Origin of the sequence: Anaeromusa acidaminophila DSM 3853 (assembly GCF_000374545.1) — a bacterium.
GTDB classification, from domain to species: domain Bacteria; phylum Bacillota; class Negativicutes; order Anaeromusales; family Anaeromusaceae; genus Anaeromusa; species Anaeromusa acidaminophila.
This window is the reverse complement of record NZ_KB894638.1, coordinates 1-1624: the sequence shown is the minus strand read 5'-3', so window position 1 is coordinate 1624 and position 1624 is coordinate 1. Positions and strand designations below refer to the sequence as shown.

2 protein-coding genes are annotated in these 1624 nt (G+C 45.0%); one reads left to right on the top strand and one right to left on the bottom strand.

What is annotated here, in order from left to right; all coding sequences use genetic code 11:
• The first annotated feature begins 226 nt into the window (after positions 1-226).
• The gene (locus C508_RS0117345; protein ID WP_018704830.1) at positions 227-1417 is read left to right on the top strand and encodes an IS5/IS1182 family transposase; all 1191 of its coding nucleotides are present in this window, start codon (positions 227-229) and stop codon (positions 1415-1417) included.
• Positions 1418-1435: 18 nt separating this feature from the next.
• On the opposite strand, the gene C508_RS20620 is transcribed toward C508_RS0117345, so the two are convergent.
• The coding region (locus C508_RS20620) for a hypothetical protein (protein WP_039797821.1) at positions 1436-1624 on the bottom strand (189 nt) is incomplete at its 5' end.

Below are 1624 nucleotides of genomic sequence, written 5' to 3'. Positions count from 1 at the left end.
GCCTGGCGCAACGCCCTGGCAACAGGCGTCGATAAAAGCACATCGCCAATAAAAGCCAAATTAATAATCAAAATTCGTTTCATCGTTATGTTATTGAGTGATTTTCATATTCTCGAACCCTAGAAAAATCAAAAGGTTTTTAGGCAATAAAAAGGACTTCACCCCCACAAATGCGAATCAGTAAGTGCTACCCTAACCTTACGCAAAGGACGGTGAAGTCACTATTATGATTCGACAAACCTTGTTGTTTTCCTTTGAAACATTGATGCAATATGATGAATCCACTCGCTTGTTTCAAGTTCTGTCCAATATTGATGTCACCCCCGTTTTATCAAAGCTGGATCGTCCAGCTGGAAAAAGCGGTCCCAAGGGCTATTCTGCCGAAGCTATGTTATGTGCGCTGATTGCGCAACGTCTTTGCGGCATTCCTACCATCGTAAAATTAGTTGAGCGCTTGCGAACCGACCCGCGTTTTCGCTATGATTGCGGCTTTGCTTTTTTGGGCACTACACCGTCAAGCGCTACTTTCAGCCGCTTCTTTCAAACCATTACCAACCTTGAATTAGCACAAGACTTGTTTGAAAAACAAGTAGAGCAAGCTCAACGAGAGCAGTTGATTTCATCAGATAGCATTGCAATCGATTCTAGCGCCATTGAAGCTTACGAAAAGACTCAGAGCCAGAAGAAGGTGAGTAATTCGCCTAATGCACAATGGGGTGTCAAACGTGATACGGATGGAAAACGCTATTCTTGGTTTGGCTACAAGATTCATGCAGCTGTTGATGCGCAAAGCGGCTTGCCTATAGCGCTAATTACCACGCCTGCTAACGTCAATGATGCTACACAAGCTCTTCCTTTAATGAACAACATCTCACAGCCAGTAGAAAACTGGCTGATGGACGCAGGCTATGATGCCAAGGAGATTTATCAGGCGGCTTGGCAAAGGCAGTCTCAAGCGTTTATTCCAATGAATTTGCGTGGTGAAAAGGAACCGCCTGAAGGCTTTACAAAAGAACGTGTACCACTTTGCTCAGCTGGCTACGAAATGGTGTACTGGGGCTATGATGCCAAACGAAAAGAACTAAAATATCGTTGCCCTCATGTCTGCGGCAAAGTAGATTGCGTCCAAGGAAGCCAGTGGTGTTCGGCCAGCAACTACGGAATGGTGAAAAAAATACAAGTTGAAAAAGACCTGCGAAACTGCCCGCCAACGCCGCGCCACACGAAGCGCTGGCAGTCGATATACAATCAACGAACATCGGTCGAGCGATTCTTTTCCATGATAAAAACTCATTTAGGAGCCGAGCGACCGAACGTTTGTGGAATAAAAAAGGTTCACGTCCATTTGCTGCTTTGCAGCGTTACGCTACTTGCAATGGCTCGTGCTAACCAAAAGCAGAAAAAAGAGGCCGCTTAACGGATAAAAAACTCCGTTTTAAGCGATAACGGGAGTAGTCTGCCCTTTTTTAGCTGCAGTTCCACCAGGCTTTATAGCGGAAAGCTGAATTGCATTCTTGAGAACCTGGCGGAGCATCTTTCGGCGTATTATGTCGCGTTGTTTTTTAAAAATACTAGTTATGCAAAAGACTCTATTAACAGGAGTAGAGGGAGTAAAGGGAGGGTT

What these genes read in the sequence shown, in the direction of transcription:
- C508_RS0117345 (WP_018704830.1), top strand. Translation starts at nt 227, where the DNA reads ATGATTCGACAAACCTTGTTGTTTTCCTTTGAAACATTGATGCAATAT.